This window comes from Nocardia sp. NPDC049737, from assembly GCF_040674755.1.
Lineage (GTDB): Bacteria > Actinomycetota > Actinomycetes > Mycobacteriales > Mycobacteriaceae > Nocardia.
The window spans coordinates 58,173-80,539 of record NZ_JBFANH010000019.1 but is presented as its reverse complement, the minus strand read 5'-3'; the positions used below and the strand labels follow the sequence as shown (position 1 = coordinate 80,539).

The 22,367-nt window shown below is 65.1% G+C and carries 24 protein-coding genes; 10 read left to right on the top strand and 14 right to left on the bottom strand.

Annotation, left to right across the window (positions count from 1 at the left end):
• Positions 1–24: 24 nt before the first annotated feature.
• The 5 genes from AB0J47_RS24810 (at position 25) to AB0J47_RS24790 (ending at position 4,090) form a co-directional block, all read left to right on the top strand.
• Positions 25–864: a mycofactocin-coupled SDR family oxidoreductase gene (locus AB0J47_RS24810; protein WP_364350376.1), complete on the top strand. Its 840-nt coding sequence runs from the start codon at positions 25–27 to the stop codon at positions 862–864.
• A 12-nt stretch (positions 865–876) separates the two neighbouring features.
• Positions 877–2,472, top strand: a complete 1,596-nt coding sequence (locus tag AB0J47_RS24805; RefSeq protein ID WP_364350373.1) for an SMP-30/gluconolactonase/LRE family protein — start codon at positions 877–879, stop codon at positions 2,470–2,472.
• A 74-nt stretch (positions 2,473–2,546) separates the two neighbouring features.
• Positions 2,547–2,822, top strand: coding sequence for a DUF2277 domain-containing protein (locus AB0J47_RS24800; protein WP_364350370.1), 276 nt, complete (start codon positions 2,547–2,549; stop codon positions 2,820–2,822).
• A 72-nt stretch (positions 2,823–2,894) separates the two neighbouring features.
• Positions 2,895–3,500 (top strand): ATP-dependent Clp protease proteolytic subunit, encoded by a 606-nt coding sequence (locus AB0J47_RS24795; RefSeq protein WP_364350367.1) that lies wholly within the window; start codon positions 2,895–2,897, stop codon positions 3,498–3,500.
• Positions 3,497–4,090: an ATP-dependent Clp protease proteolytic subunit gene (locus AB0J47_RS24790; RefSeq protein WP_364350364.1), complete on the top strand. Its 594-nt coding sequence runs from the start codon at positions 3,497–3,499 to the stop codon at positions 4,088–4,090. Before AB0J47_RS24795 ends, AB0J47_RS24790 begins: the two co-directional genes overlap by 4 nt.
• Positions 4,091–4,279: 189 nt before the next feature.
• On the opposite strand, the gene AB0J47_RS24785 is transcribed toward AB0J47_RS24790, so the two are convergent.
• Positions 4,280–4,642, bottom strand: a complete 363-nt coding sequence (locus AB0J47_RS24785) for a helix-turn-helix transcriptional regulator (protein ID WP_364350361.1) — start codon at positions 4,640–4,642, stop codon at positions 4,280–4,282.
• A gap of 118 nt (positions 4,643–4,760) precedes the next feature.
• Complete coding sequence (locus tag AB0J47_RS24780; RefSeq protein ID WP_364350358.1) at positions 4,761–5,000, bottom strand: hypothetical protein; 240 nt, start codon at positions 4,998–5,000, stop codon at positions 4,761–4,763.
• Between the two features lie 284 nt (positions 5,001–5,284).
• On the opposite strand from AB0J47_RS24780, the gene AB0J47_RS24775 reads away from it, so the two are divergent.
• Positions 5,285–6,133, top strand: coding sequence for a 3-hydroxyacyl-CoA dehydrogenase (locus tag AB0J47_RS24775; protein ID WP_364350355.1), 849 nt, complete (start codon positions 5,285–5,287; stop codon positions 6,131–6,133).
• A gap of 5 nt (positions 6,134–6,138) precedes the next feature.
• On the opposite strand, the gene AB0J47_RS24770 is transcribed toward AB0J47_RS24775, so the two are convergent.
• The 8 genes from AB0J47_RS24770 to AB0J47_RS24735 form a co-directional block, all read right to left on the bottom strand.
• Positions 6,139–6,927 (bottom strand): Asp/Glu racemase, encoded by a 789-nt coding sequence (locus tag AB0J47_RS24770; protein WP_364350352.1) that lies wholly within the window; start codon positions 6,925–6,927, stop codon positions 6,139–6,141.
• Between the two features lie 150 nt (positions 6,928–7,077).
• Positions 7,078–8,220 carry an AI-2E family transporter gene (locus tag AB0J47_RS24765; RefSeq protein WP_364350349.1) on the bottom strand — a complete coding sequence of 381 codons (1,143 nt, stop codon included), beginning with the start codon at positions 8,218–8,220 and terminating at the stop codon, positions 7,078–7,080.
• A 151-nt stretch (positions 8,221–8,371) separates the two neighbouring features.
• The gene (locus AB0J47_RS24760; RefSeq protein ID WP_364350346.1) at positions 8,372–9,712 is read right to left on the bottom strand and encodes a DUF5933 domain-containing protein; all 1,341 of its coding nucleotides are present in this window, start codon (positions 9,710–9,712) and stop codon (positions 8,372–8,374) included.
• Between the two features lie 129 nt (positions 9,713–9,841).
• A complete protein-coding gene (locus AB0J47_RS24755; protein ID WP_364350343.1) occupies positions 9,842–10,756 on the bottom strand; it encodes a universal stress protein in 915 nt (304 codons plus the stop codon).
• A gap of 139 nt (positions 10,757–10,895) precedes the next feature.
• On the bottom strand, positions 10,896–12,632 hold the full coding sequence (locus AB0J47_RS24750; protein ID WP_364350340.1) for a GAF domain-containing sensor histidine kinase: 1,737 nt from the start codon (positions 12,630–12,632) through the stop codon (positions 10,896–10,898).
• A gap of 68 nt (positions 12,633–12,700) precedes the next feature.
• Entirely contained in the window at positions 12,701–12,919 is a 219-nt protein-coding gene (locus AB0J47_RS24745) for a hypothetical protein (protein WP_364350337.1), read from the bottom strand.
• The gene (locus AB0J47_RS24740) at positions 12,916–13,917 is read right to left on the bottom strand and encodes a hypothetical protein (RefSeq protein ID WP_364350334.1); all 1,002 of its coding nucleotides are present in this window, start codon (positions 13,915–13,917) and stop codon (positions 12,916–12,918) included. The genes AB0J47_RS24745 and AB0J47_RS24740 overlap by 4 nt, the downstream gene beginning before the upstream one ends.
• 131 nt (positions 13,918–14,048) lie before the next feature.
• Positions 14,049–14,849 carry a DUF1460 domain-containing protein gene (locus tag AB0J47_RS24735; RefSeq protein WP_364350331.1) on the bottom strand — a complete coding sequence of 267 codons (801 nt, stop codon included), beginning with the start codon at positions 14,847–14,849 and terminating at the stop codon, positions 14,049–14,051.
• Between the two features lie 712 nt (positions 14,850–15,561).
• On the opposite strand from AB0J47_RS24735, the gene AB0J47_RS24730 reads away from it, so the two are divergent.
• A complete protein-coding gene (locus tag AB0J47_RS24730; RefSeq protein WP_364350328.1) occupies positions 15,562–16,191 on the top strand; it encodes a hypothetical protein in 630 nt (209 codons plus the stop codon).
• A gap of 6 nt (positions 16,192–16,197) precedes the next feature.
• Positions 16,198–16,434, top strand: coding sequence for a hypothetical protein (locus AB0J47_RS24725; protein ID WP_364350325.1), 237 nt, complete (start codon positions 16,198–16,200; stop codon positions 16,432–16,434).
• Here the strand turns inward: AB0J47_RS24725 and AB0J47_RS24720 are convergent.
• Genes AB0J47_RS24720 through AB0J47_RS24705 form a run of 4 tightly spaced genes read right to left on the bottom strand, consistent with a single transcriptional unit; the run spans position 16,426 to position 20,570 of the window.
• Positions 16,426–17,517: an ABC transporter ATP-binding protein gene (locus AB0J47_RS24720; RefSeq protein ID WP_364350322.1), complete on the bottom strand. Its 1,092-nt coding sequence runs from the start codon at positions 17,515–17,517 to the stop codon at positions 16,426–16,428. The two genes, AB0J47_RS24725 and AB0J47_RS24720, sit on opposite strands and share 9 nt — an antisense overlap.
• A 46-nt stretch (positions 17,518–17,563) precedes the next feature.
• Positions 17,564–18,418: a carbohydrate ABC transporter permease gene (locus tag AB0J47_RS24715; protein WP_364350319.1), complete on the bottom strand. Its 855-nt coding sequence runs from the start codon at positions 18,416–18,418 to the stop codon at positions 17,564–17,566.
• Positions 18,415–19,260, bottom strand: a complete 846-nt coding sequence (locus tag AB0J47_RS24710; RefSeq protein ID WP_364350316.1) for a sugar ABC transporter permease — start codon at positions 19,258–19,260, stop codon at positions 18,415–18,417. The genes AB0J47_RS24715 and AB0J47_RS24710 overlap by 4 nt, the downstream gene beginning before the upstream one ends.
• Positions 19,261–19,262: 2 nt before the next feature.
• Positions 19,263–20,570, bottom strand: coding sequence for an ABC transporter substrate-binding protein (locus tag AB0J47_RS24705; protein ID WP_364350313.1), 1,308 nt, complete (start codon positions 20,568–20,570; stop codon positions 19,263–19,265).
• A gap of 289 nt (positions 20,571–20,859) precedes the next feature.
• Here AB0J47_RS24705 and AB0J47_RS24700 point away from each other — a divergent pair, with 289 nt between their 5' ends.
• Complete coding sequence (locus AB0J47_RS24700) at positions 20,860–21,081, top strand: hypothetical protein (RefSeq protein ID WP_364350310.1); 222 nt, start codon at positions 20,860–20,862, stop codon at positions 21,079–21,081.
• On the top strand, positions 21,081–22,367 hold the full coding sequence (locus AB0J47_RS24695; protein WP_364350307.1) for a hypothetical protein: 1,287 nt from the start codon (positions 21,081–21,083) through the stop codon (positions 22,365–22,367). Before AB0J47_RS24700 ends, AB0J47_RS24695 begins: the two co-directional genes overlap by 1 nt.

The window sequence follows — 22,367 nt, the reverse complement described above, 5'->3', positions numbered from 1 at the left end:
GATCTGCGACGAATGAGGTTATTCATGAGCGGGCGGGTCGACGGCAAGGTCGCCTTCATCACCGGTGCGGCACGCGGTCAGGGCCGTAGTCACGCGGTGCGGTTGGCGCAGGAGGGCGCCGACATCATTGCGATCGACGTGTGCAAACCGGTCGGTGGAAGCAGCGGCATTCCGGCGTCCACACCGGACGATCTCGCCGAGACCGCGGATCTGGTGAAGGGCCTGGGCCGCCGCATCATCACGGCCGAGGTCGATGTCCGGGATTTCGACTCGCTGCGGGCCGTAGTGGACAGTGGTGTGGAGCAGCTGGGCCGGCTGGACATCATCGTGGCCAATGCGGGTATCGGCATCGGTGGCGCGACACTGGACCAGACCGATGCGAAGGACTGGGACGCCGTGATCGACATCAACCTGTCCGGCGTCTGGAAGACGGTGAAAGCCGGTGTGCCCCACCTATTGTCGGGCGGGCGCGGCGGGTCGATCATCCTGACCAGCTCGGTGGCGGGACTCAAGGCTCACCAGAACATCGGTCACTATGTCTCCGCCAAACACGGGGTTGTCGGCATGATGCGGAGCTTCGCCGTCGAATTGGGACGGCACCGCATCCGGGTCAACACCGTGCACCCGACCAATGTCAACACGCCGATGTTCATGAACGACAGCACACTGCGGCTGTTCCGTCCGGATCTGGAGAACCCCGGCCCTGACGATCTCGCCCCGGTCGCGCAGCAAATGCACGTGCTCCCGGTCGGCTGGGTCGAACCGGTGGATATCAGCAATGCGGTGCTGTTCCTGGCGTCGGACGAAGCCCGATATGTGACCGGTCTACCTATGACAGTCGATGCCGGGAGCATGTTGAAGTAGTTGGGGCCCATCGTGTTTCACGAAACGCGCTACACCGGCACCGCTACACCGAGCCTGGCCGACGGCTGGCGGCTGGAACGGCTGACTCCACCGAGCCGATTGTTCGGTGCGAACGGCCTGCGCACCGGTCCGGACGGCCGCATCTATGTGGCGCAGGTCACCGGCAGTCAGATCAGCGCCCTCGATGTCGAGACCGGCCTACTGGAGACCATCAGCGCCAAGGGCGGCGATGTCATCGGTCCCGATGATGTGGCCTTCGGCCCGCAGGGCGACCTCTTCGCCACCGAGCCCATGGAAGGCCGCGTGAGCATGCGCGGCACCGATGGCCGCACCCGGATATTGCGCGACGACCTGCCCGCCGCGAACGGCATCACCGTGCACCGGGGGCGTCTGTTCGTGAACGAGTGTCGTGTCGGCGGCCGCCTGATGGAGCTCGATCTGTCCGGCGGCGCGCCGCGCGTACTGCTCGACAACCTCGCCATGCCCAATGCCATGGAGGTCGGACCCGACGGCCTGCTGTATTACCCGGTCATGGGAAGCAACGACATCTGGCGGATCGATCCCGAGGGCGGCGAGCCGGAGCGGGTCGCGGGTGACCTCGGCGTCCCCGATTCCGTGAAGTTCGATTCCGAGGGCTTCATCGTGTCCACCCAGGTGTATTCCGGCGAGGTATTGCGCATAGATCCCCGCACCGGTGCGCGCAGTGTCCTGGCCGCCCTCCCGCCCGGACTCGACAACTGTACTTTCGTGGGCGACCGGCTGTTCGTCTCGAGTTTCACCGGGGAGATCACCGAGATCCTCGGCGGTGGTGAGACTCGAGCGATATTGCCCGGCGGATTGAATTGGCCGCTGGATCTGACCGTCGATGAGGACGGCAACCTCTATATCGCCGACTGGACCTATTTCTATGTCCTGCGCCCGGGAGGTGAGCCGCGAATACTGGGAATGCTCTCTTTGCCGGGCTTTCCGGGACACCTGCGCGGTGTGAGTGCCGTCGGTGGCGGCGAATTCATCGTCACCACCGCCAATGGCGCGGTCGCCCGTTACCGCCCCGCGAGTGGCGACAGCGAAATCCTTGCGCAGGGCTTCGATCAACTCTACGGCGTGGCCGTCGCACCGGGCGGGCTCGTCGCGACCGCCGAGTTCGGCACGGGCAGAGTGCTTTCGGTCCGGTCCGGCCAGGTCGAGGTGCTGGCCTCGGGCCTGCGGGAGCCGGTCGGCGTGGCGTTCGGTCCGGACGGCACCTGCTACGTCGCCGAATCGGGTGCCGGACGGATTGTCTCGATCATCGGCTCCGGCGTCGACACGGTGGTGGACGATCTGAACCAGCCCCAGGGCATCCTGGTACGCGGCGGGCGGCTCTATCTCGTCGATGCGGGGGCCAAGACTCTGCTCAGCGTCGATCTCGACAGCAACGCCCGGGAAACCATAGCCCGTGGTCTGCCCGTCGGGGCTCCGCCCGGTATCACCCCGAAACCACTGCGAGGGATACCGCCGTTCTTCGGGCCGGAGGGTCCCTTCGCCGGGATCGCGGCCGGGCCGGACGGCACCCTCTACCTGTCCGCCGACGCCGAGGGCAGTGTGCTGGCAATCCGAAAGGTGGAGTAGCGGTGTCGTTCGCCGCCGAACTCATCGCCGGTCGGCCCCTTAAATCCCAGACCAACCCGAGCTAGCCTCAGGTTATGTGCCGAAATATCACTGCCCTGCGTGGGCTCGAGCCCGCCGCCACGCCGGAAGAAGTGCATGCTGCCGCATTGCAGTACGTCCGTAAGGTCGGCGGATTGTCGAGCATCTCCGCAGCTACGCGCCCTGCGGTCGACGCCGCAGTCGAGGAGATCGCCGCCGCGACCATGCGGTTGCTCGAACAATTGCCTGAGCGGAAGGTGCCGCCGAAGAACGTGCCGCCGCTGCGGCGGCCCGAGGTGCAGGCGCGCATTCATGCGCATTCGCACGACTGACGCTGCTGTGAGCAGATCTGCTGAGGGCAGCGTGGCGAGATTTTTCCGGTAGGCGCGCGGCACGGTGGAGTCATGGCTCACGATGACAAGACACCGTTGTTCAGTTGGCGCGCCAGGGAGCAGCTGCTCAGCAGGCGGATTCTGGTGCTGGACGGTCCGCTCGACGACGATAACGGCACGCTGCTGATGACACAGCTGCTCACCTTGGCGGCCGAGGATGCCGATGCGGGGATCTCATTGTGGATCCACTCCCCGGGCGGTTCGGTTCCGGCAATGCTGGCCATTCGCGATGTGATGCGGCTGGTGCCGTGCGAAGTCTCCACCTTGGCGCTCGGATTGGCTTGCAGTGCAGGGCAATTCCTGTTGTCCGCAGGTACACCTGGGCGGCGGTTCGCGCTTCCGCACGCCAGGGTGTTGATGCATCAGGGCTCGGCCGGAATCGGCGGTAGTGCGGTCGACGTCGAGGTGCAGGCCGATGACCTGCGCTACACCGTGGAGACGGTGCTCGGCATTATCGCGGGCGACACCGGCCAGCCGTACGACCGAATTTATGAGGATTCGCTGCACGACCGCTGGTTCAGCGCGGTGCAGGCCAAGGAGTACGGCTTCATCGACCACATTGTCGGCTCGTTCGGGCAGATCGTGCCGCAGCGCCAGCGGATCGGAATTTCGGCATGACTTACACCATTCCCAATGTGATCGCCCAGCATCCGCGCGGCGGCGAGCGGATCACCGATATCTACTCGCACCTGCTCGCCGAGCGGATTGTCTACCTCGGCACTCCGATCGATTCCGGTGTGGCAAACGCACTCATCGCGCAACTCTTGCACCTGGAGTCGGAGAGTCCGGAGCAGGAGATCAGCCTGTACATCAATTGCGAGGGCGGCGATCTGTCCGCAATGCTCGCGGTCTACGACACCATGCAATTCATCAAGGCTCCGGTGGCGACCACCTGCGTGGGCCAAGCCATCGCTGTCGGTGCGGTACTGCTGGCCGGAGGCGAACCCGGTCGCCGCTCCCTGCTGCCGCACGCCCGGGTGGTCCTGCACCAGCCAGCCGCCCGCGGTCAGGGCGCGATTCCCGATCTGATCCTCCAAGCCGACGAACTGGTGCGGATGCGCGCCGAAATCGAGTCGATTCTGTCGCGGCACACCGGGCAACCCGCCGAGCGGCTACGTCACGACACCGACCGCGACCGCGTCTTCACCGCACACGCGGCCGTCGACTACGGCCTGGTCGACAACGTGCTGGGTGCCCGCGCCATCTGATCAGCGTCTGCCGCGCGCGGGCTTGCGCCGCGCGCAGGTCGAATGGTGGTTGGACTTCGAGCCGCCATCCGACTCACCTCGGCGGCCGCGGGGCCAGCGTCCGGTTGGCCGCTGCTTGGGCGGCGAGTTCGGCCCACGGCCCGTGGCGAGTGGCCGGTGCGGCGGAGTGTGGCGACGGGCAACCCTGACTCAGGCGGCGAGTGCCATGAGCGTGGGCCGGGCCTTGGTGCGCGGCATAGACTGGCGGGCGAAGGTGAGCCGACGATGAGCCCGTAATTCGTCGGCCACCTGCTCGGTCAGACCGAACAGGGTGGTGCCGAGCGCACCGGCCAGCGCCGCGATCATCTCGCTCGACGGTTCCTTGCGGCCGCGCTCCACCTCGGATAGGTACTGCGGCGAAATACCCGCGCGACCGGCGGTCTCGACCAAGGTCTCGCGCTGCTCCTGCCGCAACGTGCGCAGCCGTTCCCCGAGCACCTCGCGCCACAGTGGTTCCTCGGTGTGCCGAGGTCGGTCTTCGCGTCCACCTTGGATCGAGTGCAGCTCGGTCATAGGCAGAGCCTACGACCGCGGCCGCCGATCCGGCCGGGGATTACGCTGTGGGCGGACAAACCGGCGAAGGCCCCATGTTCAACGGACACAGGGCCTTTCGCATCGCATCGGGTCGGGATCAGGGCAGCGGAATCCACTGGCCGAAGAACCAGAAGCCGTGGCTCTGTGGCTGCTGATCATGCCGCTGCTGGTCCTGGCGCTGGTCCGACCGCTGATCGTGGCCCTGCTGTTGCTGCTCGATACCTGGACGCTGATCCTGTCCCGGATCGGCGCTCGCCACACCCGCACCAACGCCCAGCAGCCCGACCAGCACACCGCCCGCGATCGCACCCTTCGCCAGCTTCGACTTGATCTTCATCCACGTTCCTCCTGTTGTCGGGTCTCCGTCCGAGACCGTCGACCCGTCCGATCCGGACCGACAAGACAATCTTGGAATCGCGATATTTGCGCACCCTAGCCCGTGGCTGTGAGTTAGCTGGGACCGATCCGCGCGCACCGCGCGAGCTGTTCGCAGACGCGATAGGTAGTCATGATGTTGCGGCGATGCATCGCCGCGGTGGTGCCCGAACAGCGATGATCTCCCTCGACGACACCGATGACATCCCGGGGCGGACTTCTGCCCCGCGGAGGAAGGAGATAGCAATGACCATTCGCAAGGTGACCGTTCTCGGAACCGGGGTGCTGGGATCGCAGATCGCATTCCAGACCGCATTCCACGGATTCGATGTCACCGCCTACGACATCAGCGAGGAGGCCATCGCCGGTGCCCGCGACCGCTTCGCCAAGCTTGCGGCGACCTATCGCATCGAAGTGCCCGGCGGTGATAGCAAGGCCGAGAAGACGGAGGCGGGCATCGTCTCGACGACGGATCTCGCTGCGGCCGTGCAGGATGCCGACCTTGTGATCGAGGCGGTGCCGGAGGTGCTGACCATCAAGGAGCAGACCTACCGGCAACTGGGCGAACTCGCGCCGGCGAAGACGATCTTCGCCACCAATTCGTCCACCCTGCTGCCCAGCGATATGAAGGACTACACCGGACGTCCCGACAAATTCCTCGCGCTGCACTTCGCGAATCTGGTGTGGCGGTACAACACCGCCGAGGTAATGGGCACAGCCGAGACCGATCCGCAGGTCTTTCGGGCGGTCGTAGAGTTCGCCACCGCGATCGGTATGGAACCGGTCGAACTGCACAAGGAAAAGGCGGGCTACGTCCTCAATTCGCTGCTGGTACCGCTGCTCAATGCGGCCATGGCCCTCGGTGCGGGCGGATTCGCCGAACCGGAGGCGGTCGACAAGACCTGGCGGATCGGTACGGGCGCACCGGTCGGGCCATTCCAGATGCTCGACATCATCGGCCTGACCACCCCCTACAACATCCTGGTCAACAGCGAGGACGGACAGGAACTCGCGGCCTGGCTCAAGACCAACTACATCGATAAGGGCAAGCTCGGCATCGCCACCGGAGAGGGTTTCTACAAGTACTCCGCATAGCTCGTTTACGGCACGACCACCGGATGCATTTCGAGGCCGATGCCGAGGCGGGTGAGCATTTCGCGGAATTCGCTCGCCGGGTAGTGCTCGTTCTCGGTCACCAGGCCGAGAACAGCGCCGCTCCCGGGTGTGGACAGCGGGCGGATCCGCTCGACCACGTCCTCGATCGGATCGAATAGCCGCAGCTCAGGGTTGGCCCGCTCGAAATAGTCACGCAGCCAAGGGAGATGGGTGCTCGACAGTGTCGCCGCGTTGATGCCGGGATGCGCGGCGAGTAGGTCGTCCAAGAATGCGCCGACTTGCCGCGCCGTGTGTTCGCGGTTGAACAGGAACTCGCCGCTCTCCACCAGTTCGACCAGCGGCGAGGCATTCACGGCATGGACACGGTCGGCGGCGGAACCCGCTTGCACACTGAGGAATTCGCGCATTTCCGGACTCTGTACCAGCGAGCGCACACCTAGCACCGCCACCTCATCGGCAACCGCGAGCGCCTCCCGAACCGGCGGCCGCACACCGAAAATCGGCACTGGACTGCGCAGCTCGTCCAGGATGGTCACCGAGGGCGCATTGGAGGCCAACAGAATTGCGCTCGGCTCGTATCCGGCAAGAAATTCCACCGCCCGCGAAACCACCGACAGCAGCTGCGCCCGCTCCTTCGCCCCATACGGAAAACTGGCTCGATCGGCCAGATAGACAATGTCGCGATCGGGCAGCCTGCGATGCAACAACTCCACCGCCGAATAACTCCCGAGCCCCGCATCGAACACCGCGATCGGCCGCCGCAACACGATCACGCCCGCCCACTCAGATCGCTGCCGCAGAGCCAGTGACTATCCCGCATAGGCCAAGACCCTATTCGGGACAACCCATTGGCGCTGCGGCAGCCGTTTCGCAGATGGGCGAGGGCGTCGGGGTGCGGCTGCCCGTCGCACTGACCGATTTCGCTACTCCGGGGCGGGCTCGGGCTCGGGGGATTCGTCAGGTGGTGCGGTGACGACGTCGATCTGTTCGCCGAGGTAGCGGGCTATCACGGCGATCACGGCCGCTACCGGCACCGCGAGGAAGGCGCCGATGATGCCGTAGAGGGAGCCGCCCGCGGTGATCGAGACCAGGACCACCACGGCATGCAATTTCATGCTGCGGCCCTGCAGAACCGGTTGCAGCACATTGCCTTCCAATTGCTGGACGGCGATGATTATGCCGAGCACGATCAGCGCTGTGGTCACGCTATTGCCGACCAGTGCCACTAGCACCGCCAGCGCCCCGGCGACGAATGCGCCGACCATCGGCACGAAACCGCCCATGAAGGTGATTACCGCGAGCACGAATGCCAGGGGGACGTGCATGATCACCAGCCCGGCGCCGATGAATACCGCGTCGATCAGACTCACCAGCGCCTGGACGCGGATGAATCCGCCGAGGGTGGACCAGATCCGGTTCAGCACCTCCTCGAGGTGCCTGCCGCCGCGGCTACCGAGTACGGCGTGCAGCCACGGCAGCAGCCGTGGACCGTCTTTGATGAAGAAGAACGCCAGTACCAGCACCAGGAACAGCGTCACCAGCGTGGAGGTCGCGGTGGTCACGCCGGTGAAGACGCCGGAGGCGATCTGTTCCGAACTGGACTTCAGCCGCTGCGTGATCGCCTCCACCGCGGCTTGCAACTGCTCGTCGCGGATGCGCAGCGGCGGACCGTGCAGCCAGTCACGCACCTTATTGACGCCCTCGGTGGATTTATCGGCCAGTTCCGGGGCTTGGTCCACGACCGACGGGACGATCAGCGCGATGACACCGGCGAGGACTCCGATGAATCCGAGCAGGGTGACCGATGCCGCGGCGCCAGGCCGAAAGCCGTGCGCTGTGAGCCAGCGGGTCGGCGGCCACAGTATTGTCGCGACGATCAGTGCCAGCGCGAGCGGCAGCAGTACCACCCAGAGGGCGGCGACGACGGTCCCGAGCACCCACGCGCCCGCCGCGATCGCGACAATGCACAGCGACCATTTCGCCAGCCAGATGAGTCCGGCGCCGATCGCGTCGCCGCGATCGCGGGTCGGTGGGCGGGTCTTCTCGGTGCCGTCCTGCTCACTCACGCCGTCAGTCTGGCACGGGAGACGGCACAGAGCGGGGATTGCGCGAAAAGGCGATTTCATCAGTGCTGGCGCGCAATGGGTTTCGGGTCCGCAGCGGGCGGCGGCACCGTCGCCTACCGGACGGCGCGATGACCGGCACGCTGCGCACAAATCAGCGGTTCAGTACCTTTTCGGCCTTTTCCGAGGCGTCCGAGAGCTCCTGCGCGAACCAGGTCCGGTAGAAGGTGAACGCCAGCGCGGCGAATACGCCGAGGATCGCGACCCCGAACGGGAACGGGTAACTCGCCATCGGTAGCGCGAGGAAACGTACACACAGCAGCACCCCTGCGAACATCGCGATACCGAAGGCGACGACCTGCACTCGACCGCGGTCCCAACCCCGGTCCGGATCACGCAGGACGGATTCGACGGTCAGGCAAAGCGCCGCGCCCGCTACGAGGTCGACGCCATAGTGAGCACCGAGGCCGAGCGTCGCGACGAGGGTGCAGACCAGCCAGAACGCACCACCCCAGCGTAACCAGAGCGGCCCGCGCCGAGAATGGATGAACAGCGACAGCGCCCACGCCGTATGCAGTGACGGCATGCAGTTACGCGGTGTGATGCCGTCGAATTGCATCGAATCGACCGAGGACGGCAGTGCCGGAACGATATTCGGCCAGACATCGGCGAGCTCGAAACCCTGCCCCTGCGGGCCGAATGCGAGCACCGGCCCAACCACGGGGAAGACCACATAGAACAGCGGGCCGACCACGCCGAGCGTCAGGAATGTGCGCACCAGATAGTGCCGCGGCCACACACCCGCGGTCACGCCCCGCAGCTGCCACGCGGCGACCACGATGGCCGCGACCGGCAGTTCGAAATACACCCAGCGCACCACACCCAGCGGCACCGGTCCCGCCGCGTCGAGCGCCTGTCCGATGAGCCACGACGGATTGCCGAGCGCGTGATCGGCAAGTTCGGCATAGGGATCGAGCACAGTCGGGCAGGCCCATGCGGTGATGTCCAGCCAGATCTCGCCGACCTTGGTCGCCAGGATCAGCAGTGCACCGAGAGCGATTGTGCGCAGCGCGGTTTCGCGCCGAGCACCGGTCCAGCGCACGGCCGCGATCACCGCAAGCGCGGTGAGCACAATGGTCGGACCGTTGCCGACCGTGAACAGCCGCCCCTCGATTGCCCGAATGATCACGAAGACCACATCGATGCCGACCGCCGCGGCCAGCGCACGCACCCGCACATTCCAGGAGACGCCGATCAGCGCCAACAGAAACCCGGCCCACGGCGTCGTCGCCGACTTGGGTCGTCCGACATAGTCCCAAGAAAGACTGGTCAACGGGCCGAGCGCATTGATATGCACGGCCATCAACTGCCCCGCGACCAGCACCACAACCGCGCCGACGAAACTGCCCCAGATCAACCGAGATCGCCACGGACGCGCCGTCCCCACTTCCCCCGCAGGTGCGACCGATCTCTCCTGCGCGTCCTGAATCAGCATCCCGACATCGTAAACAGGATGTGAACATCACCGTGCGCCCCGATTAACGCACCCTGGGAACTCGCCGCGCGCGCTTGCGGCGGACGGGGTCAGCGCCGAGCTTGCTTCGGACCAGGTGAGTACCGCGCTCTACTGCGGGCGGACGACCATGACCGGGCAGTGCGCGGTCTGCACCAGCTCATCGGTGGTGGAGCCGAGCAACAGTCCGCGGAATCCACCGCGCCCTCGGCTGCCGACGACGAGCAGCTGCGCCGAACGCGACCATTCGCGCAGTGCCTGCCGCGGCCCCGACAGGTACACCTTGCGGATGACCTGCACGTCCGGGTACTTCTCCTGCCAGCCGGTGAGCTGTTCGGTCAGGATCGCCTGTCCGGCGGTCTCGGCGTCGTGATGGCAGACGGCGTAGGGGAGTCCGGTGAAGCGGCCGAAATCCAGGTCGCTCCAAGCGTGGACGGCGACGAGTCGGGTTCTGCGTTCGCTGGCTTCGGCGAAAGCGGCCCCGACGGCACCCGCGTTGACCGGTCCGCCGTCGGCGCCGAGCACGACCGGGCCGACGCGTCGGGTCCGCTGTTCGGCGCCGGTGTCACGCACGACCACGATCGCACCGCGGCCATGGCTTACGACCGCGAGCAGCGTCGATCCGAGATAGCTCAGGGTGCCACCGGAACCCGCCGTGCCGATCGCGACCAGATGCGCCGCCTCGGAGAGCTCGATCAACAGATGTGCCGGATTGGCTTCGGAAAGTTCGGTTTCCACGATCAGATCCGGATCGACCTGATGGGCCATTCGGCAAGCCCTACGCAGCATCTCCGCGCCTTCGCGTCGGATCGCATCGATAACCGGCGGCATGATCACGTCGTAGATCCCGTAGACCGACCCCGCTGCCGCGAGGTCTAGACCGTGCACAATGCGCAGACGTCGACCCCGCTGGGAGGCGGTTTCGGCGGCCCATCGGACGGCGAGATCGGCCGCTTCGGAGCTGTCGGTTCCGACCACTACTTCGGCCGACGCCAGCCGATGTGGATCGTGGTGCTGGGTGGTCATGGTCGGTTTCCCTTCGGGTTTCCGATAGATCGGCTACTCGTAGGTTAGGAATCCGAGGCCCTCGCGCACGCCTGGCGTTGGTCACAAACCACAGGGTCCAAAGACCGCTCATGCGAAGGGTTGAGCCCGGCAAGCCAGCTCAGGGCAGCGGCGCCGACCAGTGCAACACCGTGCCTGCGTCCTCGCCGTTGGTAATGCTGAAGCTGCCGCCCGCCTGCTCTGCGCGGGCCGCCAGATTCGCCAATCCGCTCATGCGCTCGAAGTCGTCGGGTATGCCGACACCGTCGTCGATGATCTCGATGGTGACATCGTCGCGCACCCGCAGCTGGACCGATACCGTCGTCGCCGACGCGTGCCGCACCGCATTGCTCACCGCCTCGCGCAGCACCGCCTCGACGTCCTCGGACAGCGGCGGCTCCAACACCGAGACCGGTCCGGCCAGCCGAACCGTGGTGCGCAACCCGCTTTCTCCGATCATTTCGGCGATGATGCTGTGCAACCGCTTGCGCAGCGTCGGGGCATCCGCGGCGGTGCTGCTGTGCAGATCGAAGATCGAATGCCGGATTTCCTGCACGATCGACTGGATGTCCTGAATGGTCTCGGTGAGCCGAGATTTGACCTCGGGTACCCGGGCCCGCTGGGCGGTGCTCTGCAGCGAGAGACCGACCGCGAAGAGGCGCTGGATCACGTGGTCGTGCAGATCGCGCGCGATCCGGTCGCGGTCGGAGAGCACATCGAGTTCGCGGTTGCGGCGCTGGCTCTGGGCCAGTTGAAGTGCCAGTGCGGCTTGGGCGGAGAAGGCAGCCATCATTGCCTGCCCGGCGGTGTCGAGCGGCCCGGACCCCGGTGGGCGCAGGATCGTGAGCACACCGATGACCGTCTGTTCGGCCCGCAGCGGCAGTACCAGCGCCGGACCGAATTCGGTCGGCTTGCCGAACCGCAGGCTGTATTTCAGCCGGTCGACCGCGAGGACCCGGTTGTCCCGAAATGCGATGCCCGAGTCCGACTCGTTTATCGGAATGCGTTGTCCGGTCAGCTTGTGCGCATCGACACCGGCCGCGGCGACGACGACCAGGTCGGTCACCTCGTCGGGTGGAATATCCGGATCTTCGGGGAGTGCGAGGAAGCTGCACGCCGATTGGGTCAGTTGCAGCGCCCGGTCGGCGACCAGCTCCAGCACCTCATTCGGTTCACCGCCGGCGAGCAGTTCGGTAGCGACATCGCGATTGGCCTCCAGCCATTGCTGGCGGGTCCGGGATTGTTCGTAGAGGCGGGCGTTGGCGATGGCGATACCCGCGGCGGCGGCCAGCGCCTGCACCACGACTTCGTCGTCCTCGGTGAATTCCTGACCACCGGCCTTCTCGGTCAGGTACAGGTTGCCGAAGATCTCGTCGCGCACCTTCACCGGTACGCCGAGGAAGGAATGCATCGGCGGGTGGTGAGCGGGAAAGCCGACCGATGATGGATGCTTCGAAAGATCCAGCAGCCGAATGGGTTTCGGTTGTTCGAAGAGCAGGCCGAGGACACCGTGACCGCGCGGCAGATCGCCGATCATGACCCGAGTCCGGTCGTCGATACCCTCGTAGACGAATTCGGCGAGCTCGTTGCTGGTCTCGTCGGTTTCGCGGACGCCGAGCGCGCCGTATTCGGAGTCGACCAGCTCGATGGCGGTGTGCACGATCGAGCGCAGCGTGTTGTCCAGGTCCAATCCGGCGGTTACCACCAGCATCGCCTCGATCAGACGGTCCATCTGATCGCGGACACCGACAATCTGGGCGATGCGTTCTTGGACCTCGCCGAGCAGTTCACGCAGCCGCAGCTGAGACAAAGTTTCCGTCACCGGCGGCTGGCCGGACACGGTCGATTTGTCTTCCATAATGCGTATTCTGCTCCGGTGGTGTATCCCATGTCACACCGGGCGAAACAGCAGGTCGCGGCAGAGCATCATGCGGCCACCGACGTCGGTCCGGGCACCTGTGTGTCGACCGAACCGCTCGAGATCTCGAGCTGCCGGACAGATCGTCGACGGGGGCCGGCCGGGGCGAGTCCGGCGCGGGCGGCCAGCTTGTAGAGCGCCGGCATGCCCGCGCCGATATCGTCGCCCGCCTGCCCGGCGCGCACCGTCCGGCCGCGGCTCCAGCACGCTGGTGGTATTCGATTCAAGGCTGCATCGTCAGGATGTCGGTGAGCGGGCGGCGCGGTGCCGGTGGGGTTTCGGGTTCGTCGTCGGGTGCGGTGCCGACTCGGATCATTACCTGCGGGATGCCGGGGTGGGCGAGCATGCCGGCGATAATCTTTCGGGCCGAGGGCATTTCGGTGATGTGGGTCATCGAGCAACTTGCCAGTCCGGCGGTCGTGCATTCCAGCAGGAGAGCGGAAAGTGCTTCGCCGGTGTGCAGCCACGCGGTGACCGACTCGCCGGGTGAGCTGAGCACCAACAGTCGCGCCTGGTCCTCGAGATCGCCGCGGCGGGCCGAATGCGGCGCCGCCGGGAAGGCGCGTCCCACACTGACGCGGGCGAATTCGGCATCGGAGACCAAGGATTCGCGCGGGACACCTTCCAGGTCGCCGGAATGTCCAGCCCACCAATGCAATTCGGTTTGGTATTCCGTGTCGTAGCGGCGGACCGCGGTGGCGTGGTCGGAGGCACCTGCCAGTTTCGCGCGGGCACTCTCGTCCAGGACATCGAGTGCGAGGTCGTGCGGTGTCACCAGCATTCTTCCGGTGTGCAGGAGCTGTGACAGGCCGGTCGGCGCGAGCAGCGGCAGTCGGTCGGTACGTCGCCGATCGATGGCGCCGGCACGGGCCAGCACGCCGTCCGGCGGATCGGGCCAGGGCCGGAACTCGATAACCGCGAGGTAGTCGGAGCGCCCGGCATCGGGCAGCCGCGTGGTATCGGTGTGCCACCGCTTGGCGGCAAAGGCGGTACGCACGTGATGCAGCATCGCGCCACAGCTGATCACCAGCTGTCGACCAAGTGGATCTGCTGAGGTCAGCAGGCGGTCGTCGTCGCGATACAGCTGCAGTCGGACCCCGTCGAAGACCCAACGCCACGGCTGGGTGTTGTGCAGCGACGGTGCTCGGCTGGCCAAGCGCATCGCCGCCAGCACTGTCTGGTGGTCCGGCACCGAACGTACGGGAGAAGCGCTGGTATGGGTCATACCATCGAGTGTCTTCGCGTCCTGTGCCGCTCGATATGGGCCTTACGCCCGTTCTCGAAGGTCCATGGTCACCGCTGTATCGCCGCCACGATGCCGACCTCGGACTGATCACACCCCGGACGGATGTGCGGCTACTGCGCGCGCAGCACCATGATGCCCGGGGTCGTGCGCACGTATTCGGCGAAGGGGGAGTCGACCACCTTGTTGTTTGCGGCGAGTGAGGATGCGTTGCGGAAGACCGGGCCGCTCGGTGTCATGACGAAGATTCCGACGTGGGTGACATCGAGTCCCGGCTGGTCGGCGTAGGCGCCGATGTAGTCACCGGTGCGGAGCCCACCGATGACGCCCTCGTCTACTGCGGCACTGGGGATGTAGGTGATATCGCGATCGACCACCGGCACGCCTGGAAGATACATTCCGCCATCGGCTTTCGCGTTGAGGTGTTTGGTGACGGTCACCGCGGTCGGGCTCAGCGTGCCGGTGATATCGGTGGCCGCGATGCGCGCGATATGCGACCAATCGCTGAAGAAGTGCTTACGCTGCTGGAACTCGACGCGGCTGTCGGTGTAGCGGGTCGCGATCAGATTCGCGACGAACTGGTCGCGATCGTTGGACCTGCTGAGCGCCTGGACGTAGTCGAGATAGGTGAAGCAGTCCACCCGCCGCAGGTCGATGACCAACTGTTCGGGCTGGTCCGCCGAGCCGATGAGCATATCCGCGCCATACGGCGTCCCGAGCAGGCGAGCCGACAAGCGTTCGATCAGCTCACCCTTGCTCGAGCCCGGCGAGGCAGTCCGCACTGCCAGCAACTCGTCAATCTTTCCGGCAGTGAAGTCATCGGTGACCGGTGCGCCGAACGCGGCGGGCAAAGTCGGCATGGCGATGCCGAGGAGCGCTGAGATGAGGAGCAATATGCGGGCGATGCTGCGCAAAAAGGCCTCCAGCAGGGTGAGCGGTCATTGCTGCCACGGTAGTCCGAGCCCGGCGCTCTTCGGTTGCCGAACTCGAAAACGGCACTGCGGCTGCATGATCCATCGGGATCCTGTCATGAGCCCTACATTCCGAGTCGAACAGTTCGGACACGGGATGATCACGAAGTTGCCGTTTCGTTATCTTAACAAAGCTTCGGTCGATGGATATTGCCTGGTCGGGAGCGACTCAACCGGACTTGCAGATGCACGCGCGCTGCGACGTCCCGCAGGCGTCACGCTCGGCGCGACGATTCCCGGCAAGTGTGGCAGGCTCACTACCGAGGCCGGGGTGCAGAGGTTTCGACTCGCACAACGGTCGGCGTAACCACGGGAGACCCCAGCTACGGCTGGGGTCTTCGTGTGTCTGCCCTCGAAACCGCGCTTGTTGATGTCGATTCCGCATCGATGTGAGCTCAGTAACCAATCCTGTTAAGCGTCAGTTACCGACGTAAAAGTTCGTTACGGCCGACCTGTCGCGTTTGTCGCGCCGGAACCTCCGTGTAACGATAGTTTCAATCGCGAACGAACAAATCATCCCGAAGTGTTCATCCACGGCAGATACGGTCCCCATCGTCGCACCGGATTTGTCTCCTTCGGTGTGTTCGCATGCGGGTTGAATTGCCGGTTGTGGCTGTCTTGCGCATGTCTGCGCGAAAAACGAGGAATGGTGCACGTGAGTGAGTTCTGGAGTCCGAGTACGTCGGCAGCTTTGGTGAGCGTCGGCATCTCACTGTATGGAGTGGTCGCATATCTGGTCGGAATTATGGACGGCGTCACGCGACCGCGGATGGCGTCTTGGGTGGCCTGGTGTACTGCCAATATCGTATTCGCGGTGGTCGCATATCTGGCGGGCGCATATCTTGCGGCCGGCATCAATGCTGCGTCGGCGAGTATGAATGTCGCCGTTATCGCCCTCGGTCTGCGCCGTGGCGTGAGTCTGCGACCCGGGGACAATATCGATTGGGCTTGTTTGCTCTCTTCCATCGCATGTGTACTGGTCACGGTGGAAATATCGGAGAAGACGTTCGGTGCGGTGGTGGCTATCTGCGCCAATCTCATCGCCACCATTCCGACGCTGCGGCACGCCTGGTCGAAGCCTCAGGAAGAAACCTGGCAAATGTTCGCCGCGAATGCCTTCGCTGGTGCGCTCGGTGTACTGGGAGTGCTGCTGGCGAGTGGATATCAATTCGCTACGGTCGCGGGTCCACTGATTACTGCTATCGGCAATATCGCCTTGGTGTCGCTCACCGCCGGCCGTGGTCGGATCGTGCAAGTATCAGCCGTGCCCGTGAGAGTTGGTTAGCCGATAATGCGATCGATAATCTCCAATATCGGCGACTGTTTCACCGATCCGGGTGAATTGACGCCGGGGCAGGCGCGGCGCGCGATGGCCATCCACAATATTTGTTCACCGAGCTGCCGCATCTTGCAGCAGGCAAAACTGACTCTCGATGGCGCACCGGTACGCATGGAAGGATTGACTCCACAATATTCGGGCGTCGAATTGATCGGATACGGCGAAGTTTCCACCGGATATCTACACTGAGCTCTCCAGCAATAATCCGGTTTCCGGGTCGTACCAGCGACAGGCCTGCGCCGGCAGGTGCAGGTTCAGCGCATCGCCCTGGTCGGCCCGGAAGCCGGGCTGCGTCTGAATCTTGACGGTCTGGCCGCTGACATCGGTGGTCAGCAGGGTGGACGAGCCGAGCGGCTCCAGCACCTGGAGTTCGGCGCGCACCGAATCGGTGCCCGCTTCGGCGCCGACGACAATGGCCTCGGGCCGGATGCCGAGGTTGAGCTTCTTACCGTTGAACGATGCGAGCGCGGCGGGCACCGATAGTGCCTGCCCGCCGAGATCGATATGCGGTCCGGCCTCGCCGATGTCGACGATCCCGGTGAGGAAGTTCATCGGGGGGCTGCCGAGGAATCCGCCGACGAATTCGGTCGCCGGTCCGTCGTAAACCGCTGTCGGCGAACCGCATTGGACGATCAGCCCGTCGCGCATGACCGCGACGCGATCGCCGAGCGACAGCGCTTCGACCTGATCATGGGTGACATAGATCGTGGTGGTGCCGAGCTCGCCGACCAACTTCTTCAGCTCGGCCCGAAACGAAAGTCGCAGCAGCGCATCCAGATTGGATAGCGGCTCGTCCATGAGCAGCACATCGGCATCCATGACGATCGCGCGTGCCACCGCGACGCGCTGGCGTTGGCCGCCGGACAACTTCGCCGGGTACCGATCCAGGTACGGCGTGAGCTGCAGCAGATCCGCGGCCCATGCGACCTTGCGTCGGATCTCCTCGGTTGGCACGCCGTGCACCCGCAGACCGAAGCCGATATTGTCGGCGACCTTCTTATTCGGGAAGACGGCGTAGGACTGGAACACCATCGACAGATTGCGCCGCCGCGGTTCGAGGTAGGTGACATCCTTGCCGCCGATCACGATCTGCCCCGAGTCGGGCAGTTCCAGCCCGGCGATCATGCGCAGCAGCGTCGTCTTACCGCAGCCGGAGGGCCCGAGCAGCACCATGAATTCGCCGTCGGCGGTCTCGAGCGAGACCTGGTCGGTGGCGCGCGTCGTGCTGCCGGGGTAGGTCTTCACCAGATCCCGCAGAATCACCTCGGCCATATGCCGTACACCCCTGTCATTCCAACCTCTGTCATCCCAACCTCTGTCATCTCAGCGTCGTCCCCCACATGTTCACCAGGTAGCGCCGCATCACGAAGATGAAGACCAGCGCCGGAATGATCAGCGCGAACCCGCCCGCGAACCGGTACGGCGTCGACGCCTCACCGAGCGTGGTGAGCACCTGCGCGGGCAGCGTGCGATGTCCGAGCGTCACGATGGTCGCGCCGAGGATCTCGTTCCACGACAGCACGAAGGTGAAGATCGACGATGCCGCGAGCCCGGGAAGCGCCAGCGGCACAACGACTTTGCGCGCCGCCTGCCAGCGTGTGCAACCGAATACGCGCGCCGCCTCCTCGAGATCGGCCGGTACCGCGACGAAAATGCTCGCGGTAATGAGCACGGTGGTCGGCAGCGCTAGCGTGGTGTGCACGAGCGTGACCGCGAAGACGGTGTCGTAAACGTCCAGCCGCAGGAACATCGTGGCCAGCGGCACCGAGAGCACTACGATCGGCAGCGCCCGCACGAACAGGATGAATATCTGATAGGTGTCCTTGCCGCGGAAAACATTGCGGGCCAACGCATATCCGGCGGGCGCGCCGATGACCAGCGACCAGAAGACCGTGTAGAGCCCGACGAGCACCGAGTTGCCCAGTGCTGGAACGGTTCCGGTGGCGCGGAAAAATGACTGCAGCGTCTCGGTGGAGAATTCGCTGGGCAGCAATGGTTTCGGGAACTCGTTCAGCGCCTCGCGCGAGGACACCGCGGCGAGTCCGATCAGCACGATCGGCAGCGCCATGAACAGCGTCACCGCGATGCACGCCACCTGCACTCCGATGGCCCGCCACCGGCGTCGGCGCAGCGGTGCGCGATCGATCGGCGGTAGCACCCTGGTCTCGCTCATCGCGACCCCTCCGGCGCCCTGACCGTCCGCAGATAGAACACCGCGGTCCCGAGCGAGATGACCAGCACCACAAGCGAAACCGCGCTCGCCACCGCCGGATTCTGCAGATTCGAGTACCACTCGTAGGTTTCGCCGACCAGCAGCGGAAAGTCGCGCCCGGTGAGAGCCTGCGCCACGGCGAAGGCCTGCAACGCGAGAATGGTGCGCAGGATCAGCGCGACCTGCAGACTCGGTCCGAGCTGGGGCAGCGTCACATGCCGGAGCCGCTGCCAGAAGTTCGCGCCGAACACCTGGGCGGCCTCGTCGTAATCTCGCGGAATCAGCTGCACGCCCGCCACCACGATGACGAAGACCAGCGAGGTCGCCCGCCAGATCTCGGCGATCACCACCGCGAGCAGCATGGTGCCGGTGTGCTGATAGTTCAACCACTGCACGCCGTCCTCGGACAGCCCGAGCCAGACCAGCAGTGAGTTGAGGTATCCGCGACTGCCGAAGATCGACAACCACACCAGTCCGGCGGCCAGTTCGGAGATCGCCAGCGGCACGCACCACAGGTAGAAGTGACCGCTCGCGAACCGCGGCCGCGCCTGCATCAGCAGCGCCATACCAACCGCGAGCACCAACTGGATCGGCACCACGATCACGATCAACAGCAGCGTATTGCGCAGCGAGGTAAGGAAATACGGATCGTCGAACAAGCGCCGCCAGTGCGCGATCGTGAAGCCGTGATCGTCGCTGAACGCGTCGAAGACCGCCCGAACCAATGGCCAACCGAACAACGCCGCAAGCAGCACGATCGAGGGCAGCAGCAGAATCCACGGGGAACCGAGACGCGCTCGCATACCTACCCCACCCCGCAGACGTCGGCGACGGGATCCGGTGCCCAGCACGGCACCTTCAGCTCGTCGAGAATGCCCTGCAGCACCCGCGCCTGTTGATCGAGTGTGGCTCGAATATCGGCGCCGTCCAACACAATCGAGCGGAAGCTGTCCTTGAACACCTTGCTCACCTCACCCTCGCGCTGACCGAGACCGACCGGCGGCAGCGACAGGATCGCGCCCGGTGCCTGCTGCTGCCGGTGCACGGCATCGGCCTCGAGTTCGACCGCCGGGGGCAGATCGTCCGGGATGATGGTGTCGACCGACGGGAAGAAGCCATTGGAGCGCAGCAGTTCGATCTGGGCTTCCGGTTTGGTCAGCGCGCTGATGGTGCGCTGCGCGAGTTCGGCATCGGTGCTGCGCTTGGGAATCGCGAGCCCGGCGACCACGGCCATATAGCCGAGACCGTGTTTGCCCCACGGTGCGGGCAGCATGCGCCAATCCTGCGGGTCGTGTTCGGGCGCGTGCACCAGGCGCACGACGTGGTCCCAGGCCATGCGTACCTCGCCACTGGCCAGCGGCTCCTGCATGAAGTCGTAATTCGTACTCGACTGTGCGCAATTGGCCCACAGTTCGCGGAAGTACTGCCAGGCCGTCACGGCCTCCGCCGAGCGGAAGGTGGTGATCTGACCGGCCGTGAACGACGGCAGCAGATAACCCTGGGTGAAGCGGTGCAGCAGTCCTTTCGGCCCGGCGGGCAGTCCGAGCATCGGTCGGTTGCCATTGGCGCGGCGCGCGGCGATCGCCCAGTCGAGGAACTGGTCGTAGGTCAGGGCCGTGGCATCCACGCCCGACGGCAGGTGTTGCAGTGCGTCGGCGTGCGCGGCAAGTACGTAACTGGCTGTGGCCCAAGGGATGTACCACGTCCGGTCGGTACCGGCGCGCGCCAGTTGCAGGTAGGCGGCGGGCCAGCCGCGGTTGCCGAGATCGGAGAGCAGGCCGGTGAGATCCTCGAGATAGCCGTCGGCCAGCGGTGCGATATCGCCGTGCAACCCGCCGAGCAGACCGACCTGCGTCGAGCCCGCCCCGACCTGGCTGCGCACCTGACTCGCGAACGGACTCTCCTCGATGGTCACATAGCTGACGCCCGGTGCCGTCTTGCCGAGCAGGTTGCGAAACCGCTCGGCCTCGTCGGCGGGGCGGAATTGCGTGGAGAGAAAGAGCATGCCGCCACTTCCCGTGGTGGCGATGCCGGTGCACGCGGCGGTGAGCGCGAGGGTGCCGATACCCGTCGCGCCGAGAAACGACCGGCGCGTCAGGCCGGACGTGGGCATGTGTGGCTCCCGAGGCAGGAATGGACCTTGGCGAGCCGACACCGATCCATCATGCCCAGATACAAACAGATGTGCGCACACAGCCGAACGCGCAACTTCCCGTGACTGAGAACAAAACCCGAGTTGTCTTGCGGCACAAATAAAAAGGAAGCCATCCCTTTCAAAAAAGTTATGAAGATCTTTGGATAACGAATTCTTTACGCACTGCCCCGCCCGGTCGCCGAGACCCCTATGCTCGGGGCTTTCACGAGTGATCGACGTTGCGATAGAAGAAGAAACGGGTAGCCCTATGACCGCCAGGACCGACCTAGAACACGAACTACGCGGGCCGCTGGCGGCAACCGGGCTGATCACCGAACAGGAGGCCGCCGAACTGCTCGAGATGTTCCGCGCGGCTAAGCAACTCGAGACGGCGGCGCTCATCGAGGCCGTCGATGAGATGGTCGGCGCGCTGCCCCGACCGTTCCGTGCGGTGACGAAGAAGATCATGTTCGGGAGCCGGCTCGGCTGATGAGTGATCTGGTAACCGGTGCCCAGATCGTCCTGCTGTCACGGACTTTGCATGCGCCAGTGGAGCGACTCGCGCATCTGGAGCGGTTGGGCAGTGAGAATCTGCACGAACTCCAGGAACGGCTGGCGGGACTGATCTTCGACCAGCACAACGAGACGTTCGAGCGGATCAGCAAACTGGTGCCGATCATTCCGCTGCGCATCTCGATGCCGCTGGTGCAGCGCCTCGTGCCGCCGATGATGACGGGTCGGGCCGCGGGTGCGGTCGGTGTCGATCATCCGAAGAAGGCAGCCGAGACGGTTGCCATGCTGGCGCCCGCGTATGTGGCCGACTGTGCGCCGTATATGGATCCGCGCACTGTCGGCCAGCTCGCCGAGGTGGCACCGCCGGAACCCATCGTGCGGATTCTCAACGAAATGTTGGCCCGCAAGGACTACATCACAGCGGGACCGTTCCTCGACGCCTTCGCCACACCGACCCTGTGTGTGGCCTTCGAACAGGGCGTGCTCGATGACGAGGGCCTGATCTTCTCCGCCGCATACGCCTATTCCGTCACAGGTGTGAGCGCCATCTTTCGTCAACTGCTGGCCGGGCCGCGGCAGCGGGTTCCGCGGATGGTGCACACCGTGCTCACCGGGTCGACGGGACTGCAGTTGGCCGCGCTGTCCACGTTCGCGCGCTGCGAGGCCGATCTGTCCGCGTCGATCGGCGATGTTCTGCTCAGCGTCGGGTCCACCGAAATGATCGGCAATCTCATCGCGACCTATCTCCGGGCCGGTGCGGCACCGGAGCTGCTGACCTTCATCGGACGGCTGAGCAAGTGGGCCCTGGGGGCCCTTGCGGCGAATCCGATCATCGCGAACGACGCGGCGCTGGCCGGACTGGTCGGCAGCCTGGAGGGCCGCATCGAATCCGACCTCTGGCGTGGACTTTTCAGCCTGATGGCACACGCCGACGCCGGCATCCAGCGCCGGATGATAGCGCTGCTCGCGCAGATGAACGATGCGATGGTGTCCGCATTGCCCGGCATCGCCACCGAGGCCCACTACTGGCCGCTGCTGCTGGACCTGATCGCCGCCGCCGACACTCCGGTTCGTGGCCGCTTCGAGACGATGTGGTCCAACCTGCCGCCGGAGCGCCGCATCGATCTGGAGCATCGCATCAGGGAACTCGGCCTGAACATCCGCTTGGCGCCGGTCACCACCACGACGCTCTCGGTGGACGAGGTGTTCTACCGTCGCCGTCAGATGCGCCGCCGCTACGACGCCGCGCCGAGTTGGGACTGA